Origin of the sequence: Confluentibacter lentus (assembly GCF_002806995.1) — a bacterium.
In the GTDB taxonomy this organism is placed as follows: Bacteria; Bacteroidota; Bacteroidia; order Flavobacteriales; family Flavobacteriaceae; genus Confluentibacter; species Confluentibacter lentus.
This window is the reverse complement of sequence record NZ_NIHE01000002.1, coordinates 452444-470602: the sequence shown is the minus strand read 5'-3', so window position 1 is coordinate 470602 and position 18159 is coordinate 452444. Positions and strand designations below refer to the sequence as shown.

General features: G+C 33.5%; 18 protein-coding genes. 9 read left to right on the top strand and 9 right to left on the bottom strand.

Translation table 11 applies throughout. The annotated features are described in order from the left end of the window. Positions 1–14 precede the first annotated feature (14 nt). The 9 genes from sufD to CDH50_RS05970 all read left to right on the top strand — a co-directional run bounded on the left by sufD (position 15) and on the right by CDH50_RS05970 (position 7200). The gene (gene sufD, locus CDH50_RS06010; protein WP_100611103.1) at positions 15–1328 is read left to right on the top strand and encodes a Fe-S cluster assembly protein SufD; all 1314 of its coding nucleotides are present in this window, start codon (positions 15–17) and stop codon (positions 1326–1328) included. Between the two features lie 77 nt (positions 1329–1405). Continuing rightward, a complete protein-coding gene (locus tag CDH50_RS06005; RefSeq protein ID WP_100611102.1) occupies positions 1406–2620 on the top strand; it encodes an aminotransferase class V-fold PLP-dependent enzyme in 1215 nt (404 codons plus the stop codon). Between the two features lie 47 nt (positions 2621–2667). Then, the gene (locus CDH50_RS06000) at positions 2668–3444 is read left to right on the top strand and encodes an META domain-containing protein (protein ID WP_100611101.1); all 777 of its coding nucleotides are present in this window, start codon (positions 2668–2670) and stop codon (positions 3442–3444) included. A 125-nt stretch (positions 3445–3569) separates the two neighbouring features. Further along, a complete protein-coding gene (locus CDH50_RS05995) occupies positions 3570–3995 on the top strand; it encodes a SufE family protein (protein WP_100611271.1) in 426 nt (141 codons plus the stop codon). Positions 3996–4053: 58 nt separating this feature from the next. Further along, complete coding sequence (locus CDH50_RS05990) at positions 4054–4380, top strand: SUF system Fe-S cluster assembly protein (RefSeq protein ID WP_100611100.1); 327 nt, start codon at positions 4054–4056, stop codon at positions 4378–4380. A 55-nt stretch (positions 4381–4435) separates the two neighbouring features. Further along, positions 4436–4840, top strand: coding sequence for a nuclear transport factor 2 family protein (locus CDH50_RS05985; RefSeq protein ID WP_100611099.1), 405 nt, complete (start codon positions 4436–4438; stop codon positions 4838–4840). Positions 4841–4857: 17 nt separating this feature from the next. Then, entirely contained in the window at positions 4858–5364 is a 507-nt protein-coding gene (locus tag CDH50_RS05980; protein WP_100611098.1) for a DUF2480 family protein, read from the top strand. 78 nt (positions 5365–5442) lie between these two features. After that, positions 5443–6381 (top strand): DUF3078 domain-containing protein, encoded by a 939-nt coding sequence (locus CDH50_RS05975; RefSeq protein ID WP_100611097.1) that lies wholly within the window; start codon positions 5443–5445, stop codon positions 6379–6381. A 126-nt stretch (positions 6382–6507) separates the two neighbouring features. Next, entirely contained in the window at positions 6508–7200 is a 693-nt protein-coding gene (locus tag CDH50_RS05970; RefSeq protein WP_100611096.1) for a porin family protein, read from the top strand. Here CDH50_RS05970 and CDH50_RS15245 read toward each other — a convergent pair. The 9 genes from CDH50_RS15245 to rpsB form a co-directional block, all read right to left on the bottom strand. Continuing rightward, positions 7195–7431: a hypothetical protein gene (locus tag CDH50_RS15245; RefSeq protein ID WP_232731972.1), complete on the bottom strand. Its 237-nt coding sequence runs from the start codon at positions 7429–7431 to the stop codon at positions 7195–7197. The genes CDH50_RS05970 and CDH50_RS15245 overlap by 6 nt on opposite strands. A gap of 368 nt (positions 7432–7799) precedes the next feature. Next, positions 7800–9260, bottom strand: a complete 1461-nt coding sequence (rpoN, locus tag CDH50_RS05960) for an RNA polymerase factor sigma-54 (protein WP_100611094.1) — start codon at positions 9258–9260, stop codon at positions 7800–7802. A gap of 83 nt (positions 9261–9343) precedes the next feature. After that, entirely contained in the window at positions 9344–10777 is a 1434-nt protein-coding gene (gene asnS / locus CDH50_RS05955; protein WP_100611093.1) for an asparagine--tRNA ligase, read from the bottom strand. A 103-nt stretch (positions 10778–10880) separates the two neighbouring features. After that, complete coding sequence (locus tag CDH50_RS05950; protein ID WP_100611092.1) at positions 10881–13280, bottom strand: efflux RND transporter permease subunit; 2400 nt, start codon at positions 13278–13280, stop codon at positions 10881–10883. A 57-nt stretch (positions 13281–13337) separates the two neighbouring features. Next, the gene (locus tag CDH50_RS05945; RefSeq protein ID WP_100611091.1) at positions 13338–14609 is read right to left on the bottom strand and encodes a hypothetical protein; all 1272 of its coding nucleotides are present in this window, start codon (positions 14607–14609) and stop codon (positions 13338–13340) included. A gap of 64 nt (positions 14610–14673) precedes the next feature. Then, on the bottom strand, positions 14674–15231 hold the full coding sequence (frr, locus tag CDH50_RS05940) for a ribosome recycling factor (RefSeq protein ID WP_100611090.1): 558 nt from the start codon (positions 15229–15231) through the stop codon (positions 14674–14676). Positions 15232–15279: 48 nt separating this feature from the next. Continuing rightward, on the bottom strand, positions 15280–15987 hold the full coding sequence (gene pyrH, locus CDH50_RS05935) for a UMP kinase (protein WP_100611089.1): 708 nt from the start codon (positions 15985–15987) through the stop codon (positions 15280–15282). Positions 15988–16114: 127 nt separating this feature from the next. Then, on the bottom strand, positions 16115–17089 hold the full coding sequence (gene tsf, locus CDH50_RS05930; protein WP_100611088.1) for a translation elongation factor Ts: 975 nt from the start codon (positions 17087–17089) through the stop codon (positions 16115–16117). An 85-nt stretch (positions 17090–17174) separates the two neighbouring features. Continuing rightward, on the bottom strand, positions 17175–17963 hold the full coding sequence (rpsB, locus tag CDH50_RS05925; RefSeq protein ID WP_100611087.1) for a 30S ribosomal protein S2: 789 nt from the start codon (positions 17961–17963) through the stop codon (positions 17175–17177). Positions 17964–18159 lie beyond the last annotated feature (196 nt).

Here is an 18159-nt window from a genome sequence, read left to right as displayed (position 1 = left end):
AAACTATTTTAACAATGGATTTAAAAGAAAAATTATTATCATCATTTCTAGTGTTCGAAAATCAGCTTGATGATGACGCTTATTTGAACGACCTTAGAAATGATGCCATAAAAACATTTGAAGAAAAAGGCTTTCCTAGCAAGAAGGAAGAAGCTTGGAAATACACGTCTCTAAATAGTATCTTAAAAGAAGATTACAGCATATTTCCAAAACAGGAAAATTCCATAGAATTTAGCGATGTTAAAAAGTATTTTATTCATGATATAGACTCTTATAAAATAGTGTTTATTGACGGTAAATATTCGTCGCATTTATCCCAAACCACACATGATGGTATGGATATTTGCTTGATGTCCGCTGCTATGTCTAAACCAAAATACCGCTTGGTTATTGAAAATTATTTCAATAAAGCGGCTACTAAGGACAGTTTGTCATCACTTAACACGGCTTTTTCAAGCGAAGGAGCCTATATTCATATTCCTAAGAATAAAATGGTTGCAAAACCAATTCAAATCATACATTTTTCAACAGGAAACGAATCTGCAATCATGTTGCAACCACGTAACTTGGTTGTCGTTGACGAGAATTCACATGTGCAAATAATCGAGCGTCATCAAAGTTTAACAGATAATGCCGTATTAACCAATAGTGTTACCGAAATTTTCGCAAACAAACGAGCGATTGTAGATTATTATAAAATCCAGAATGATACTTTAAATGCGTCATTAATAGATAATACATTCATTAATCAACAACGAGAAAGTGTTGCCTCCGTGCACACATTTTCTTTTGGAGGAAAATTGGTTCGTAATAATCTGAATTTTTATCAGAAAGGCGAACGCATCGATTCTACTTTAAAAGGAATCACCATTATTGGTGAAAAACAACATGTAGACCATAACACGTTGGTACATCACATAGAACCCAATTGTGAAAGCCATCAAGATTATAAAGGTATTTTTGGTGAAAACTCAACCGGGGTTTTTAATGGTAAGATCATCGTTAATAAAGAAGCGCAAAAAACAAATGCGTTTCAAGCAAACAACAACATTTTAATAAGTGATAAAGCGACGATAAATACCAAACCGCAATTAGAAATTTTTGCTGATGATGTGAAGTGTTCGCACGGTTGTACCATTGGACAGTTAGATGAAAGTGCTATGTTTTATATGCGTTCGCGAGGTATTCCAGAAAAAGAAGCTAAAGCGCTTTTAATGTATGCTTTTAGTAATAATGTGCTGAGTTCGGTTAAAATTCCAGAGATAAAACAACGCATTACCAAAATTATAGCCAATAAATTAGGTGTTAATATTGGGTTTGATTTATAATTGTCTTCCGCATAGGCAGGAATCCATAAATAAAAAGATCTCCAAAAAATACCTCAATCGGTGCTAAACATAAAACCATGTTCAACGTAGAAAACATACGAAAAGATTTCCCCATACTTTCCAGAAAAGTAAATGGTAAACCTTTGGTATATTTTGATAATGCCGCCACATCGCAAACGCCAAAACAGGTTATCGATGTTATTGTAGATTATTATTCAAACTACAATGCCAATATCCATCGTGGCGTGCATGCGTTAAGTCAGGAGGCAACCGACAAATACGAAGAAGCCCGTAAAAAAATCCAAACGCATTTTAATGCTAAATTTGCTCACGAAATCATATTCACTTCGGGAACAACACATGGTATTAATTTAGTTGCAAATGGGTTTTCAACAATCCTAAAAAAAGGCGATGACATCATCGTGTCCGCTTTAGAACATCATAGTAATATTGTGCCTTGGCAAATGTTATGCGAACGTTCTGGGGCAACGTTAAAGGTGATTCCCATGAATTTGGAAGGCGAATTGGTAATGGGTGAATACGATAAACTCCTATCAAAAAACACAAAACTTGTTTTTGTGAATCATATTTCAAATGCTTTAGGAACCATTAATCCTATTGAGTATATTATTGAAAAAGCGCATGAAGTTGGAGCTGCGGTGTTGGTTGATGGCGCACAAGCGTGTCCGCATTTAAAACCAGATGTTCAAGCTTTGGATGTCGATTTTTACGTAGCCTCAGCTCATAAAATGTGTGGTCCAACAGGCGAAGGGATGCTCTACGGAAAAGAAAGTTGGTTAAACAAACTTCCTCCTTACCAAGGTGGTGGCGAAATGATTGCCGAAGTAACCTTTGAAAAAACAACGTATGCCGAGCTTCCGCATAAATTTGAAGCTGGCACACCAAATATTTGTGGTGGCATCGCTTTTGGGGCAGCCATCGATTATATGAATGCCATTGGTTTTGATGAAATCGCAAAATACGAAAGCGAACTTTTAGAATATGCCACTAAAAAATTATTGGATATTGAAGACTTGAAAATCTACGGCACTTCAAAACATAAAACCTCAGTTATTTCATTTAATTTAGAAGGCATCCATCCTTATGATGTTGGTGCTATTTTAGATAAATTGGGCATTGCCGTTCGTACTGGCCATCATTGTGCACAACCCATTATGGATTATTTTAAAATTCCAGGAACTGTTCGTGCCTCTTTCGCTTTTTACAATACAAAAACAGAAATTGATACTTTGGTTGAAGGCGTGAAAAAGGCTAAAATGATGTTGGCTTAATCTTTGGCTTCTTTTTTGTTATAGTCATTTAACAATAAAAACAATCCATGAAAATTATAATCCTTTTATCGGTTTTTATCTCTTTAAATGCTTGCTGCAATTCAAAAACAATGGCTGTTAAAGAAACTAACTTAATGACTTTAAATGGTACTTACCATGTAAAAACATTAAACAACATCGACGTTTCCGTAAATAACATGACCATAAATTTCAATAAAGAAGAGAGTGTCATTTCTGGTTTTTCAGGTTGTAATAGATTTACAGGAACATATTCTTTAGAAAATGGTTTATTAAAAGTAGGCCCTTTAGCTTCTACCAAAATGTTTTGCCAAGAGAGGCATCAAATAGAATCTGAAATGCAACAGGTATTATCTAAAGTAAATGAAATATTGATAGAAGAAGATGGGATCTTGAAACTATTAAGTGACAAAAAAATCATTTTAATGGCTAGTAAAGAACAAGATAATAAATTGGTTTCGTTCAACTATTCAGCAATGTCTAGAGGACGTTTTTTAGATATTAATGTCAATGATTCCCTTGTTTCCATCTCAAAAGATAGAGAAGCAAAACCTATTTCAAAAGCCATCAACAAAGAAACTTGGAAGAAATTAAATTCACTTTTAGAAGCTATAACCCTAGATAGTATATCTACGTTAAAATCGCCAACAGAAGCACGTTTTTATGATGGCGCTTCCATTGGCACATTAAAAATCTCTAAAAATGGTGCGGTTTATGAATCTTCTAGTTTCGACCACGGGACTCCTCCTCAGGAAATAGAACCTCTTGTTAAAGAAATACTATCATTATCAGAAAACATTGAATAGATGCATTTCATCTGTCTATCTTATTTTTTTAGAGGTCAGATGCAATGCCCTTTTAGACACTTGGGTTGAGTTTATAAATTTGTTAATGGGCATTTCTTATTGTATTTTTGTTTAAAATTATGATTGTGAGTATTGAAGATATACAAAAAGAACTGATTGATGAGTTTTCCATGTTTGAAGACTGGGAAGAACGGTATCAATACATGATAGATTTGGGTAAGGATTTGCCGTTAATTGACGACCAATACAAAACCGATAGCAACATTATTAAAGGTTGCCAAAGTAAAGTGTGGGTGCATGCTGAAATGAAGGATGATAAACTGGTTTTTACGGCCGATAGTGATGCCATCATCACCAAAGGCATTATAGCTATTTTAATCCGCGTGTTTTCAAATCAGCATCCCAAAGACATTATCAATGCCGAAACGGATTTTATTGATAAAATCGGGTTAAAAGAACATTTGTCCCCCACGCGTGCCAATGGATTGGTGAGTATGGTGAAACAACTAAAATTGTATGCGATTGCGTATCAAACACAACTAAAAAGTTGAATCGTTTTCGTTCAATCGCTTAAACGATTAAACAAATCAACAGTTAAACATTAAAAAAATGAGCGAACAAGATATAGAAGATAATAGTTTAGGCGATAAAATAGTTAGGGTTTTAAAAACAATTTACGATCCGGAAATTCCTGTGGACATTTATGAACTAGGATTGATTTATGATGTTTTTGTAAATGAAGATTCTGATGTTAAAATATTGATGACCTTAACAACGCCAAACTGCCCAGTAGCCGAAACGTTACCTATGGAAGTGGAGGAAAAAATTAAATCTATTAACGAAGTACATAGTGCCGAAGTAGAAATTACATTCGACCCACCATGGACTCAAGATTTAATGAGCGAAGAAGCTAAGTTGGAATTGGGGATGCTTTAATAGCAGTTTTCAGTATTTTTCCCAAACAACAATTAAATTACAAATCAAGATCGAAATGAAAAGAATAAGTACATTAATAATATTATTTCTATCAATTACATTTGGATTTTCGCAAGAAAAAAATTCAAAATTAACTCCTCTTGAAATTGTAAATAAAAGGATGGCTTCATATAATAGTCATGATTTCCAAGAGTTTATAAAACTCTATGCTGACGATGTTGAAATTTATACTTATCCTAATCAATTACTAGCAACTGGCACAGATAACTTAGCTTCGATTTTTGAGCCTAAGTTTGCCGCCAAATCTATAAAAGTTGAAATAGTTAGTCAAATGAATAATGGAAACTATGTTATTAATCATGAAATTGTGACTGAGGAAGGAAAGGATACAAAATATGTTTCTATTTATGAGGTCATAAATGGACTGATAAAAACCGTGAAATTTGTAAGAGACAAATAATCCAACAACAAATATTCTTGGAAGAAGAAATCATAAATCGCGTAGCAAATAGCCAACTAGTAACCGTTGACCTAGAGGATTATTACCCTAAAGGCAATCGTATGCTGTTTGATATTAAGGATTGGCTTCTTGAAGGTTTGGTATTGCGTGAAAAAGATTTTAGGGAACAGGTTTCCCAACATGATTGGTCGCAATATCAGGATAATTATATGGCTTTAACTTGCTCTACCGATGCCATTATTCCTGCTTGGGCGTTTATGCTCATTTCCATTCATTTACAACCTTTTGCGAAAAAGATTATTATTGGTGATTTGGAATCTTTAGAAACGTCCATTTATCAAGATATTATCAATAATTTGGATGTTTCAGCGTTTCAAGATAAACCTTTAATCATTAAAGGATGTTCTAAAAAACCTGTGCCGCAAAATGCGTATATCATGCTTTCCAATAAGTTAAAACCTATTGCAAAATCTATTATGTATGGGGAAGCATGCTCTTCTGTCCCGCTTTATAAAAAGAAATAAGTTGATTAAACTCTTGGAAATCACAATAAAAAATAATTCTTGTAGTTATATTTGCTCAAATTTTATAAAATGATGAAAATGAAAAAAACACTATTATTATTCACTCTTTTTATCGGAATCATTCATGTTAATGCACAAACTTTAGATGAACTTAAGGCTACTTTATCTGTTCAAAAAGATTCTCTTAAAGCAGCTCAAGGTCGTGTGGATGCCACTCAAGGAAAAATTGATGCGTTTCCCGGTTGGAAAAAGGGTGCTTTTGGTACTATTGGTGGAAGTGTTTCTAATTTCAGTAATTGGTATGCACAAAAATCGCCTAATAACAGATCAGGAAACATTGGCTTTACGGTAAACGCGTTTGCAAATTTGAATACAAATCTTTATTTCTGGAGAAATTCCGGTAACCTAAATTTGTCTTGGGTTAAATTCAATGACAAAGACAACCCAAACGATAATACACAGTGGCGCGAGGCAAACGATGTTTTTAATATCTCCTCTTTATATGGTATGAAATTAAGTGAAACGTTTGCATTTTCAGGTTTAGGCGAGTACAGAACGACCATTTTAAACAACTTTAACAACCCAGGCTACTTGGATGTCGGTGTGGGTGCTACTTGGACACCGATTAAAGACTTAGTTGTGGTGGTGCATCCCTTAAACTATAATTTGGTATTTAGCAGGAATGATGCTATTTTTCAATCATCTTATGGTACAAAAATATTAGTGGATTATACCAGACAAATTAAAGAGATTAGCTTTAAAACCAACTTATCTATGTTCCAAAGTTATAAGAGCAATAATTTATCAAACTGGACCTGGAATAACTCTTTTGGATATACCTTATGGAAAATGATTGGTGTTGGATTTGATTTTGGACTTAGAAACAACAAACAAGAAGCCTTAAAGTATGCTGTTGATAATTATGATGTTACAAGCGCCAATCCTGAGCCAACATTTGACAATATAAACAACAAACTTCAAACCTATTGGATGATTGGTTTGAATTATAAATTTTAATAAGTTATAATTTATGTAAAAAAGGTGTTCTTTTAAGAACGCCTTTTTATGTTTAATAATGTGATACTGTAAAATTGTATATTTGTTGTGTACAAATAATTATTGTTCTAAGGTTATAGTTAATACATGAAGGAATATTTAGTTTTAATAGGATTTATTGTTAGTAGTTACCTTGGAGCACAAGACAATAATACTAAAATTGTAGATTCTTTATATAAAGAAGATCAGTTTTATGCTGGTGTAACCTATAATCTTATTGGGAATAAACCTAACGATCTTTCACAAAACGGATTTTCTTTAGGGTTTCATGCGGGGTTTATAAAAGACATGCCTATCAATAAAGATAGAAATGTAGCCATTGGTATTGGATTAGGCTATTCTGCCAATTCATTTAATCAAAATTTACTCATTGTAAAAGATGATGTAGGTAATATCAATTACAGTATTATTGACGAAAATAATGTATCCTTTTCTAGAAACAAATTTTCTCAGCATTTAGTAGAACTTCCCATCGAGTTTAGATGGAGGACATCAACCCCAACAAATTATAATTTCTGGCGTATTTATACAGGTTTTAAAATTGGGTATGTATTTGCTAATACCACAAAGTTTAAAGGGGATTTAGGGAGTTTTAAATATAACAATATTGATGACTTTAATAAGTTCCAATACGGATTAACAGTAAGCATGGGCTACAATACATGGAATTTATATTTGTATTATGCTTTAAATCCTATTTTTTCTAGTGATGCCAAATTAAACGGAGAAACTATTGATATGAATGCCGTTAAAATAGGATTGATGTTTTATGTTTTATAACCAATTACTAATTAGCAATAATTGGGGGATTAGGCCAACAAAAAAACCTAAAATAAGTTCTTTATAAGTATGTGCTTTAAGGTGTAATCTAGACGTTGCGATGGCACCAGTAATAATACTCATTAAAGCCAATGTGCCATTAATATTGATACTAAAATGGATGCTTAAAGCAATAAAGAACATGAACAAACCAGAAACGGCAATCATGTGTATACTAGCTTTAAATTTCATGATAACCAGTATTAAACAGCTAAGTGTAGATATCAATATTCCTAAAAAGAAATAATATAGTTCTATAATTTCATTGTCACTTATAACCCTTTCCAGAACCAATAGGATAATAAGGCAGTTGATAGCTAAAGGGATAATGCGCTCTTTGGTAGTTTCGAGTTCTATTGAGTTTACTCTTTCTAAAGTTTTCAACAAAAAATATAGCAGAATAGGTAAAACAATTGTTAAGATAAAAAGCGAGATTATTTTAGCATAAATAATTTCTTGTGGAAAGTATTTTGGACTTACTTTAAAATAAAAAAGCACCCCCAATAAAGGCATTATTAAAGGATGAAATATGTACGAGATACTTTTTAAGATACGATGTATCATATCTTTTTGCGTAATCGTGCTACGGGAATATCTAATTGCTCTCTGTATTTAGCAACAGTGCGTCGGGCAATAGGGTAGCCCTTATCTTTTAAAATAGCCGCTAATGTATCATCAGTTAATGGTTTTCTTTTGTCCTCTTCTTCAAGAACCGTTTCAAGAATTTTTTTTATTTCCTTAGTTGAAACATCTTCCCCTTGATCATTTTTCATGGATTCTGAAAAGAAATCCTTTATGAGTTTGGTACCATAAGGCGTATCGACATATTTACTGTTGGCAACTCTCGAAACCGTAGAAACATCCATGGAAATTTCATCCGCTATATCTTTAAGAATCATAGGTCTTAAATTACGTTCATCACCTGTTAAAAAGTATTCTTCTTGGTAATGCATGATGGCACTCATGGTTATGAATAAGGTTTGTTGGCGTTGTTTTATAGCTTCAATAAACCACTTGGCAGCATCTAATTTTTGTTTGATGAATATAACGGCATCTTTTTGGGACTTCGATTTGTCTTTGGAATCTTTATAGCCTTTAAGCATATCATTATACTCCCTAGATACATGAAGCTCTGGAGCATTTCTACCATTAAGTGTCAATTCCAATTCACCATCTACAATTTTTATGGCAAAATCTGGAACTACATGTTCAACAATTCTATTGTTCCCAGAATAAGAACCACCGGGTTTCGGATTTAAATGTTCAATTTCCCGAATAGCATCTTTTAGTTGAAGTTCGGTAACATCAAATTTTTGAATGAGCTTATCGTAATGTTTTTTAGTAAATTGATCAAAAGCATTATCAATAATATCAATGGCCAATTCAACATCTGGATTTTTTTCTTTTCTATGTAACTGAATACTTAAGCACTCTTGAAGGCTACGAGCACCTACTCCAGCAGGATCCAATTGATGTACAATTTTTAAAACATGCTCAATTTTGTCTTCCGTGGTGTAAACATTTTGTGTGAACGCCAAATCGTCCATAATATCTGTTACAGACCTACGTATGTATCCACTTTCATCTACATTGCCAACCAAAAACTCAGCAATGGCATATTCTTCATCGGTTAATCTATATGTATTTAATTGACTGATTAAGTGTTGCGTAAAAGACGTTCCTGCGGCATAAGGCATGGTTTTTTCCTCATCATCACTGCTATAATTATTGACTTGAGTTCTGTAATCTGGTATTTCGTCGTCACTTAAATATTCATCTACATTGATATCATCATTGCCTATAGTTTCACTATCATTATAATCATCAGTTGAATTATCTAAATCGGAATCATAATCATTTTCAACTTCTTCTACACCACCTTCTAGTGCTGGGTTTTCTTCCAATTCTTGTTTTAGGCGTTGTTCAAATTCTTGTGTTGGCAACTGAATCAATTTCATTAATTGAATTTGCTGCGGAGATAGTTTTTGTGATAATTTAAATTGTAAATGTTGTTTGAGCATTTGTATGATTTGGTTTAAGATAAAAGTATAAAAATTATACTAACTATAGGATTTAACTTAGAAACATTTATCTTAAAATAATATTAAAACTCAGCATTCTGTGGTGTTCTAGGAAACGGTATAACATCCCTTATATTGCCCATTCCTGTTGCAAACATCACTAAACGTTCAAAACCCAGCCCGAAGCCAGAGTGCACAGCGGTTCCATATTTACGTAAATCTAAATACCACCATAAATCTTCTTCAGGAATATGAAGTGCCGCCATTTTTTTCTTTAAGATATCCAAACGTTCTTCGCGTTGAGCACCTCCTACAATTTCACCAATACCAGGGAATAGAATGTCCATGGCTCTAACGGTTTTACCATCGTCATTCAAACGCATGTAAAAGGCTTTAATGTTTGCTGGATAATCATATAATATCACAGGGCATTTAAAGTGTTTTTCAACTAAAAAGCGTTCGTGTTCACTTTGTAAATCGGCGCCCCATTCTTCAATAATATATTTGAATTTCTTTTTCTTGTTAGGGGTACTTTCTCTTAAAATATTAATGGCTTCGGTGTAACTCAAACGCATAAAATTGTTTTCTGTTACAAAATTTAATTTTTCAATTAAACTCATGTCGCTTCTTTCTGCTTGAGGTTTGGCTTTTTCCTCGTCTAAAAGACGCTGGTTTAAAAAGTCTAAATCATCTCGATTGTTATCTAAAACATATTTAATAACATACTTTAAAAAGCTTTCAGCCAAATCCATATTGCCAGCCAAATCCATGAAAGCAACTTCGGGTTCTATCATCCAGAATTCTGCTAAATGTCTGGATGTATTGGAATTTTCAGCTCGAAAAGTTGGACCAAATGTATATACTTTACCTAAAGACATGGCGTAAGTTTCCGCTTCCAATTGACCGGAAACCGTCAAATTAGTTTCTTTTCCAAAAAAGTCTTTAGAATAATCTATCTGGCCATCTTCTGTGAGTGGCGGATTTTTAGCATCTAAACTGCTCACACGAAACATTTCTCCAGCACCTTCGGCATCACTTCCTGTTATAATAGGTGCATGCATATAGTAAAAGCCATTATCATTAAAATACTTATGTATTGCGAAAGAAAGTGCAGAACGCAAGCGCATTACTGCACTAAATGTATTGGTTCTGGTACGCAAGTGGGCATTTTCCCTTAAAAACTCAAACGAATGTTTTTTAGGTTGTATGGGGTAGGTTTCCGGGTCTGAATCTCCTAAAACTTCAATGCTTTTTACATTAATTTCTACATTTTGTCCCTTACCAAGGCTTTCAACCAATTCGCCTTTTATATGAACCGCCGCACCTGTAGTAATACGTTTTAAAATGGTTTCATCTGTATTTTCAAAGTCTACTACACATTGAATATTGTTTATGGTAGAACCATCGTTTAACGCAATAAATCTATTAGCCCGGAAGGTTCTTACCCAACCTTTAATGTCTACTTCTGCAGGTGTTATTTTTTGCGATAACAAATCTGAAACAGTACGTGTTTGCATGTATATAAAATTTAAACGTAAATATAAAAAAGACTTTTGGCTTTCTAGTTAGAATGCCCAAAAAAGGAATTCCAATGATGCATTATAAATGATGGAATTCTAATTAAAAGTTGGTATTGTCATCATCGTCTTCTTCTGGAATGATGTTGATGGCGGGTTCTTTTAATACCTCTTTATTAGCGATGCTTCTTTCTAAAGATAATAAAAGAGAGGGGAGTAAAATTAAATTTGATAGCATAGCAAATAATAAAGTAGCCGAAACCAATGCTCCTAAAGCTACTGTACCACCAAAGCTTGAAATAGTGAATACGGAAAAGCCAAAAAATAAAACAATAGACGTATAGAACATACTAACTCCTGTTTCACGCAACGCGCCATAAACAGATGTTTTTATTTTCCAATTATTTGCCTGTAATTCTTGTCTGTATTTTGCCAAAAAGTGAATGGTGTCGTCTACCGAAATACCAAAAGCAATACTAAATACCAAAATGGTTGAAGGCTTTATTGGAACGCCTAAATAACCCATTAAACCCGCTGTAATTAATAATGGCAATAAGTTAGGTATGAGCGATACAATAATCATTCTAAATGATCTGAACATAAATGCCATAAACAATGATATCAGTAAAATAGCAAGCGATAAAGAAATAATTAAATTATCCACCAAGTATTTAGTCCCTTTTTGAAATACCAAAGCTTTACCGGTCATGGTAACAGTATATCTGTCCTTTGGAAATACCTTATCTATTTTGGTTTGAAGGTCTTCTTCAATGCGTTCCATTTTATCGGTTCCAATATCCTTCATGAAAGTGGTGATGCGGGCGTATTGACCCGTACTATCAACAAAATTATCAATCAGGTCAATGTTTGATGTTGAATTTTTAGCGTATGATAAAATAAAGTTATTTTCTTGAGATGTTGGTAATTGATAATATGACGGATTTCCGTTATAGTAAGCCTGTTTCGAGTATTTAACCAAGCCCACAACCGATATGGGTTTTGATAATTCGGGTATTTCTATAATTAGCTCTTCCAGTTCATTCATTCGTTTTAACGTTGGCAGCTTCATAACACCTTTTTTTTGTTTGGTGTCCACCATAATTTCCAATGGCATAATACCATTGAACTCACGTTCAAAAAATCGAATGTCTTCAAAAAATTCAGCATTCTTGGGCATATCTTCAATAAGACTCCCAGAAATTTTTATCTTGTAAATACCTATAATACTAACTATAAGTAAAATTACTGAAGTCCCATAAATAGCGATACGTCTGTGTTTTACTATTTGTTCGATCCAATTGACAAAACCACCAATCCATCTTTTATTTAAATGTTCTAAATGACGGTCTTTTGGTGAAGGTAAAAAGGAATAGATAATTGGGATGATGAGCAAGCATATTAGAAAAATACCAACAATACTTAACGAAGCAACTACGCCAAATTCTTTTAAAAGCTTACTTTCTGTTAGAATGAAGGTTGCAAACCCAGAAGCAGTCGTTAAATTAGTCATTAATGTGGCATTACCAATTTTTGTAATAACACGTTGTAATGATTTTACTTTATTACCATGTAATTTAACTTCATGCTGGTATTTATTGATTAAAAAAATGCAATTGGGAATACCTATGACTATGATTAGTGGCGGAATAAGTGCCGTTAAAACAGTAATCTCGTAGTTTAAAAACCCTATAATACCAAGCGTCCACATAACGCCAATACAAACCACAATAAGTGATATAAATGTGGCTCTTAATGACCTGAAAAAGAAAAAGAATATAAGTGATGTTACTAATAGTGCGGCAATAATAAACAATCCAATTTCATCAACAATGTTTTGCGCATTTAAGGTTCTTATATAGGGCATTCCAGAAATCCTAACATCTAACTTTGTATCGTTTTCAAAGGTTTCTGTTTGTGGCAATAAAACATCAAGGATAAAATCTTTTCTAGCAGATGTGTTTACTATATCCTTTTTTAGATAAATAGCTGTACGAACCGTTCTTGTTTTGTTATTGAATAGGAAATTGTCGTAAAAAGGATATTTATTGAAAAGCTCATCTTCTAATATTGCAATTTGTTTAGATGATGAAATAGAATCTTTTATAAACGGACTTAAAGTGAATTTTTCATTGAGGGTGTCTTTAACGAGTTTTTGTAAATCTTTAATAGAAATTACAGATTCTACAGCGTCGTAAGTTTTAAAACTGTCCGATAAATTGTTCCAAGCGTTTAATTTTTCAACAGAAAATAATGTGGGATCTTTTACTCCAATAACAATAAGGTTTCCTTCTTCACCGAAGGTTTTTAAAAAATTGTCGTAGGTAAGATTAATGGGGTCATCATCAGGTAATAAATTGGCTTCTGTATAGGTGAAGCGCATGTATTTCCATTGTGTACTGAATAAAACAGTGATGATTAAAATACCAACAAGAATAGCAATTTTATTACGCAATATAAGTCTTGCTGTAACCGACCAAAAATTTGTTGTAAAAAGCTTAAACATTCCTTAGTTTAAAGTTGGCAAAGGTAAAAAAAACAATGTATTAAGTAATTAATACATTTATAATGTTAAGTTAAATGTAAATTTAAAAGCAATATTATCATCAATATTAGGTAAATGGTAAGCGCCATACCGGTAAGCAAAGCTGAAACCGAAACCAAAAAGTAGTTTATTAATTTCAAAACCAGATTCTGTAAATCCTTTTTCTAGAGTTCCAAAAGTGATGTTTTGATGTCTATTGATGTTGTCCATATCCCCAATGGCAAACCTGCTTATCAAAACTAATTGAGGTTTATATTTTTCAGAAATATTAAAAGGTTTTAAAGCGTGTTTTACTTGAATGGTTGTAAATTTATCAGAGAAGAACTCATTAAAAAACATGGTTTCAAAACTGCTAGTTCCGGCAACTGAAAAACGTCTCAAAATCTTTTCCTTATTGATATTATTAGGATATGCGTGATACAAATGTGTTAAAGGTGTGTTACCATTGGAAATTCCTGAAACTATAGTAATTTCAGAAAGGCTCTCGTTTTTATGTTCTATTTGATGAATGGTCTTAAATTCGACATTCGAAAAGTTGAAATCTCCTTTAAAAACATCCTTAAAACTTTTAGTGTACTGAAACGTGAATTTAGGAAAACCGTCTTTTATTTGATTAACTCCTTTTTCAGCGAGTTCGAACTGACTAAAAGGGCTCCACTGTACGGCTATTTTTGCCATACTCAAATCGAATGAACTATAATTGTTGCCATCTAAAGCAAACTCATAGGCATAAGTTGGATTGATATCGTTTATGGATAATTGTGTTTCCGTTAAGATATTTGGACTTAATTGATACTCTAAAGAAATAGTTCTTGAGATAATTTTATGGAATAAACTAATGTTTAATAGTCTGGGTTCAAAGAGTTGAAAAAAACGTTTGTCGGTTAAAAAAGGATAACTGCCCGTTTCTTGTAAATCATCTGTATATGTAACGTCAAGCCATGTATTGGTTTTTTCTGCTATTCTGAAACCTGCACCTATACTATATTTAAATCTATGATCTTTAAAACCATAAACAACATAGCTGTTTATTCTAAATTTTTCTGAAAAGGCATCGTTTGTTATACCGCCCAAGCCTGTCCTTAAAGCTTCATATTGATTGTATTTAACCAGATATCTTAAATCAAAATTGAAGTATTTGGTTGGTAAATAACCATCTCCCAATTGTTTTAAAAACTGCCTTTCTTTAATGGAATCTTGAGTGGGCTCTGTACTCGTTTCAGTTGTAGATTGGGCTCGCACCAACCAAGAAAAAAGCAATAAAAACGAGAGGGAACATAATTTTGACATTAATGGCGGTGTGTAAAACTAAATTTATATAAAAGAAGCGACAAATTATTTGTCGCTTCCAGAATTATACGGTCATAATTTCTTTTTCTTTGAGCTCGAACATTTCGTCAATTTTCCTAACGTATTTATCCGTCATTTGTTGTATGTCTATCTCTGCGTTCTTTTTAAGGTCTTCAGAAATGTCATCCGATTTTTTAATTTCAGTATTAGCATCCTTACGGGCGCTTCTTACGCCAATTTTAGCATCTTCTGCTTCTGCCTTGGCTTGTTTTGCTAAATCACGACGGCGCTCTTCCGTTAAAGGCGGCACGTTAATAATAATGGTTTCGCCATTATTCATAGGATTAAACCCAAGATTAGCATACATGATGCCTCTTTCAATTTCTTGCAGCATGTTTCTTTCCCAAGGCTGAACAGTAATGGTTCTACCATCTGGGGTATTTATATTAGCGACTTGATTTATGGGTGTTTGATTGCCATAATAATTCACAAGCACACTCCCTAACATAGCAGGACTCGCTTTGCCAGCTCTAATATTTACCAATTGCTTTTCAAAATGCCTAATAGCATTATCCATGGATTCTTTTGCAGCATCTAGTATAAATTCTATTTCCTCGTTCATTGTTTTAAACTTTAATGGTAAGTTATTGTTCAAAAAATTATGTCAAACTTATATGTTTACTTCGGTACCTACTTTTTCTCCAGAAACCACTTTTAAAAGGTTTCCTTTTTTGTTCATATCAAACACGATAATAGGTAAATTATTTTCTTGACTCAGCGTAAATGCCGTGGTATCCATGACTTTTAGTCCTTTTTTCAAAACTTCATCAAAAGAGATAAAGTTAAATTTAACAGCAGTACTGTCTTTTTCGGGGTCTGCATTGTAAATACCATCTACTCTGGTGCCTTTTAAAATAACATCCGCTTCAATTTCTATGGCTCTTAAAACAGCCGCAGAGTCTGTTGTAAAATAAGGGTTTCCGGTACCACCTCCAAAAATAACCACGCGTCCTTTTTCTAAATGACGAATCGCTCTTCTACGTATAAAAGGTTCTGCCACTTCATTGATTTTGATGGCAGATTGTAATCTTGTTTGCATGCCGGCATTTTCCAAAGCACTTTGTAACGCTAATCCGTTGATGACGGTTGCCAACATACCCATGTGGTCTCCTTGCACACGGTCCATGCCCTTACTAGCTCCAGAAACACCTCTGAAAATGTTTCCACCACCAATAACGATGGCTACTTCAATACCTTTATCTATTATGGTTTTAATATCTTCAGCGTATTCGGCTAAACGCTCGGGATCTATACCGTATTGGCGATTTCCCATGAGGGCTTCACCAGATAACTTAAGAAGGATTCTTTTGTATTTCATTGTTGCTTTTGAAAGTTTAGCAAAGCTACATAAAAATTTTATTTTATGAATTTATATAAAAACTGAATTGCATAAAAAAAGCCACTATAAATTTATAGTGGCTTTCTGTTTATTTTATGTGTTTTTCTTATCCTAAAGAAACACGTTTAAAACCTGTAATGGCAACATCTCCATAAGATGCTACATATTTAGCAACGTTTATTTTATCATCTTTAATAAAGTTTTGATCTAATAAACATTGTTCTTGGTCTAAAGTTGTGTTGTCAGAAATAAAACGATCAATTTTACCTGGTAAAATCCTGTCCCAAATTTGCTCTGGTTTACCTTCAGCTTTCAATTCTGCTTTGGCAGCTTCTTCAGCTTTAGCTAATACTTCAGGAGTTAATTGAGCCATAGAAATGTATTGAGGTACATTTTTCAATGTTTTTCCTAAACGCGCTAATTCTTCATTTTCTTTTTCGATAACTGCGATTCTAGCCTCAAGTTCTGAAGCGATAAAAGCAGGATCAAAATCTTTATAAGATAATGTTGTAGCGCCCATAGATGCTATTTGCATAGCAACATCTTTAGCCAAGGTTTCTGCATTTTTAACGTTAGCAGATAAACCTACCAAAGCAGCAATTTTATTGATGTGAACATAGCTACCAACATAAGGAGCTTCTAATTTTTCAAAAGCATTGATATCTAATTTTTCACCAATAACACCTGTTTGCTCAACTAATTTGTCGGCAACAGTCATGCCTCCAAAATCCGCTGCCAAAAACTCTTCTTTGTTGTTGTAGTTAAAAGCCAAATCTGCTAATTGATTTGCCAAAGCCACAAAGTTTTCGTTTTTACCAACAAAATCAGTTTCGCAACCTAAAACAATCGCAACGCCAACAGTATTGTCTGCATTCACTTTTGCGATGGCAGCACCTTCAGACGATTCACGATCGGCTCTGTTTGCAGCAACTTTTTGTCCTTTTTTACGTAAAACATCAATGGCTTTATCAAAATCACCTTCAGCTTCCACTAAGGCTTTTTTGCAATCCATCATACCGGCACCGGTAGTTTGTCTTAATCTGTTTACTTCTGCTGCTGTTATTTGTACTTTAGCTTCCATATATTTTTTAAATTTAAAAAGTCGTTCAATAAATTTCCAACAAAGAAAATAACTAAACGACTTATTTATGTTGTATTTATGTTATTTATTCTTCTTCGTCCGCTGCAACTTTTATAGAGGTCGCTTTAGATTTTGTTTTTGTTACGATTTCTTCAGCATCCTCAGAATCCTCAAAACCGTCTTTTTCAGCTTTACGATCTGCTAAACCATTAGAGATAGCAGTAGTTACGTATGATAATACTTTATCAATCGATTTAGAAGCGTCATCATTTGCAGGTATTACATAATCAACTTGACGTGGATCGGAGTTGGTATCAACCATTGCAAATATTGGAATGTTTAATTTTTGAGCTTCTTTTATCGCGATGTGTTCACGTTTAATGTCAACAACAAATAAAGCACCTGGTAAGCGAGTCATATCTGCTATAGAACCTAAGTTTTTCTCTAACTTAGCTCTTAAACGGTCTACTTGTAAACGCTCTTTTTTAGATAAAGTTTGGAAAGTACCATCTTTCTTCATTCTATCGATTGAAGCCATTTTTTTAACAGCTTTTCTAATAGTAACAAAGTTGGTTAGCATACCACCAGGCCATCTTTCTGTAATGTATGGCATGTTGATAGCTCCTGCTTTTTCAGAAACAATATCTTTTGCTTGTTTTTTTGTTGCAACGAATAAAATTTTACGGCCAGAATTAGCAATTTTGCTTAACGCTTCACTTGCTTCTTCAATTTTTACCGCTGTTTTATATAGGTTAATAATATGGATACCGTTGCGTTCCATATATACGTAAGGAGCCATGTTTGGATCCCACTTACGTGTAAGGTGACCGAAGTGTACACCTGCTTCAAGTAATTCTTTTACTTCTACTGCCATGTTTGTGATAGTTTACGTTCTGTTGATTAGCAATGTTCCTTTTTAGGCTTTAGGCTTTAAGCGATATGCTTTAGACTATTGGCTTTAGGCTTCATTTAGATGCTTAACTAAATCCTGACTTTTAAGGGTCATGGACAACAATAACTGGTTTAAATTTTTTGTTTGAAATGCAAGTACTTCGACTAAGCTTAGCATG

Excerpts from the sequence above, each read along its gene's own strand:
- sufD (WP_100611103.1), top strand. The coding sequence starts at position 15 with ATGGATTTAAAAGAAAAATTATTATCATCATTTCTAGTGTTCGAAAAT.
- CDH50_RS06005 (WP_100611102.1), top strand. The coding sequence starts at position 1,406 with ATGTTCAACGTAGAAAACATACGAAAAGATTTCCCCATACTTTCCAGA.
- CDH50_RS06000 (WP_100611101.1), top strand. The coding sequence starts at position 2,668 with ATGAAAATTATAATCCTTTTATCGGTTTTTATCTCTTTAAATGCTTGC.
- CDH50_RS05990 (WP_100611100.1), top strand. The coding sequence starts at position 4,054 with ATGAGCGAACAAGATATAGAAGATAATAGTTTAGGCGATAAAATAGTT.
- CDH50_RS05985 (WP_100611099.1), top strand. The coding sequence starts at position 4,436 with ATGAAAAGAATAAGTACATTAATAATATTATTTCTATCAATTACATTT.
- CDH50_RS05975 (WP_100611097.1), top strand. The coding sequence starts at position 5,443 with ATGAAAAAAACACTATTATTATTCACTCTTTTTATCGGAATCATTCAT.
- CDH50_RS05970 (WP_100611096.1), top strand. The coding sequence starts at position 6,508 with ATGAAGGAATATTTAGTTTTAATAGGATTTATTGTTAGTAGTTACCTT.
- CDH50_RS15245 (WP_232731972.1), bottom strand. The coding sequence starts at position 7,431 with ATGAAATTTAAAGCTAGTATACACATGATTGCCGTTTCTGGTTTGTTC.
- rpoN (WP_100611094.1), bottom strand. The coding sequence starts at position 9,260 with ATGCTCAAACAACATTTACAATTTAAATTATCACAAAAACTATCTCCG.
- asnS (WP_100611093.1), bottom strand. The coding sequence starts at position 10,777 with ATGCAAACACGTACTGTTTCAGATTTGTTATCGCAAAAAATAACACCT.
- CDH50_RS05950 (WP_100611092.1), bottom strand. The coding sequence starts at position 13,280 with ATGTTTAAGCTTTTTACAACAAATTTTTGGTCGGTTACAGCAAGACTT.
- CDH50_RS05945 (WP_100611091.1), bottom strand. The coding sequence starts at position 14,609 with ATGTCAAAATTATGTTCCCTCTCGTTTTTATTGCTTTTTTCTTGGTTG.
- frr (WP_100611090.1), bottom strand. The coding sequence starts at position 15,231 with ATGAACGAGGAAATAGAATTTATACTAGATGCTGCAAAAGAATCCATG.
- pyrH (WP_100611089.1), bottom strand. The coding sequence starts at position 15,987 with ATGAAATACAAAAGAATCCTTCTTAAGTTATCTGGTGAAGCCCTCATG.
- tsf (WP_100611088.1), bottom strand. The coding sequence starts at position 17,089 with ATGGAAGCTAAAGTACAAATAACAGCAGCAGAAGTAAACAGATTAAGA.
- rpsB (WP_100611087.1), bottom strand. The coding sequence starts at position 17,963 with ATGGCAGTAGAAGTAAAAGAATTACTTGAAGCAGGTGTACACTTCGGT.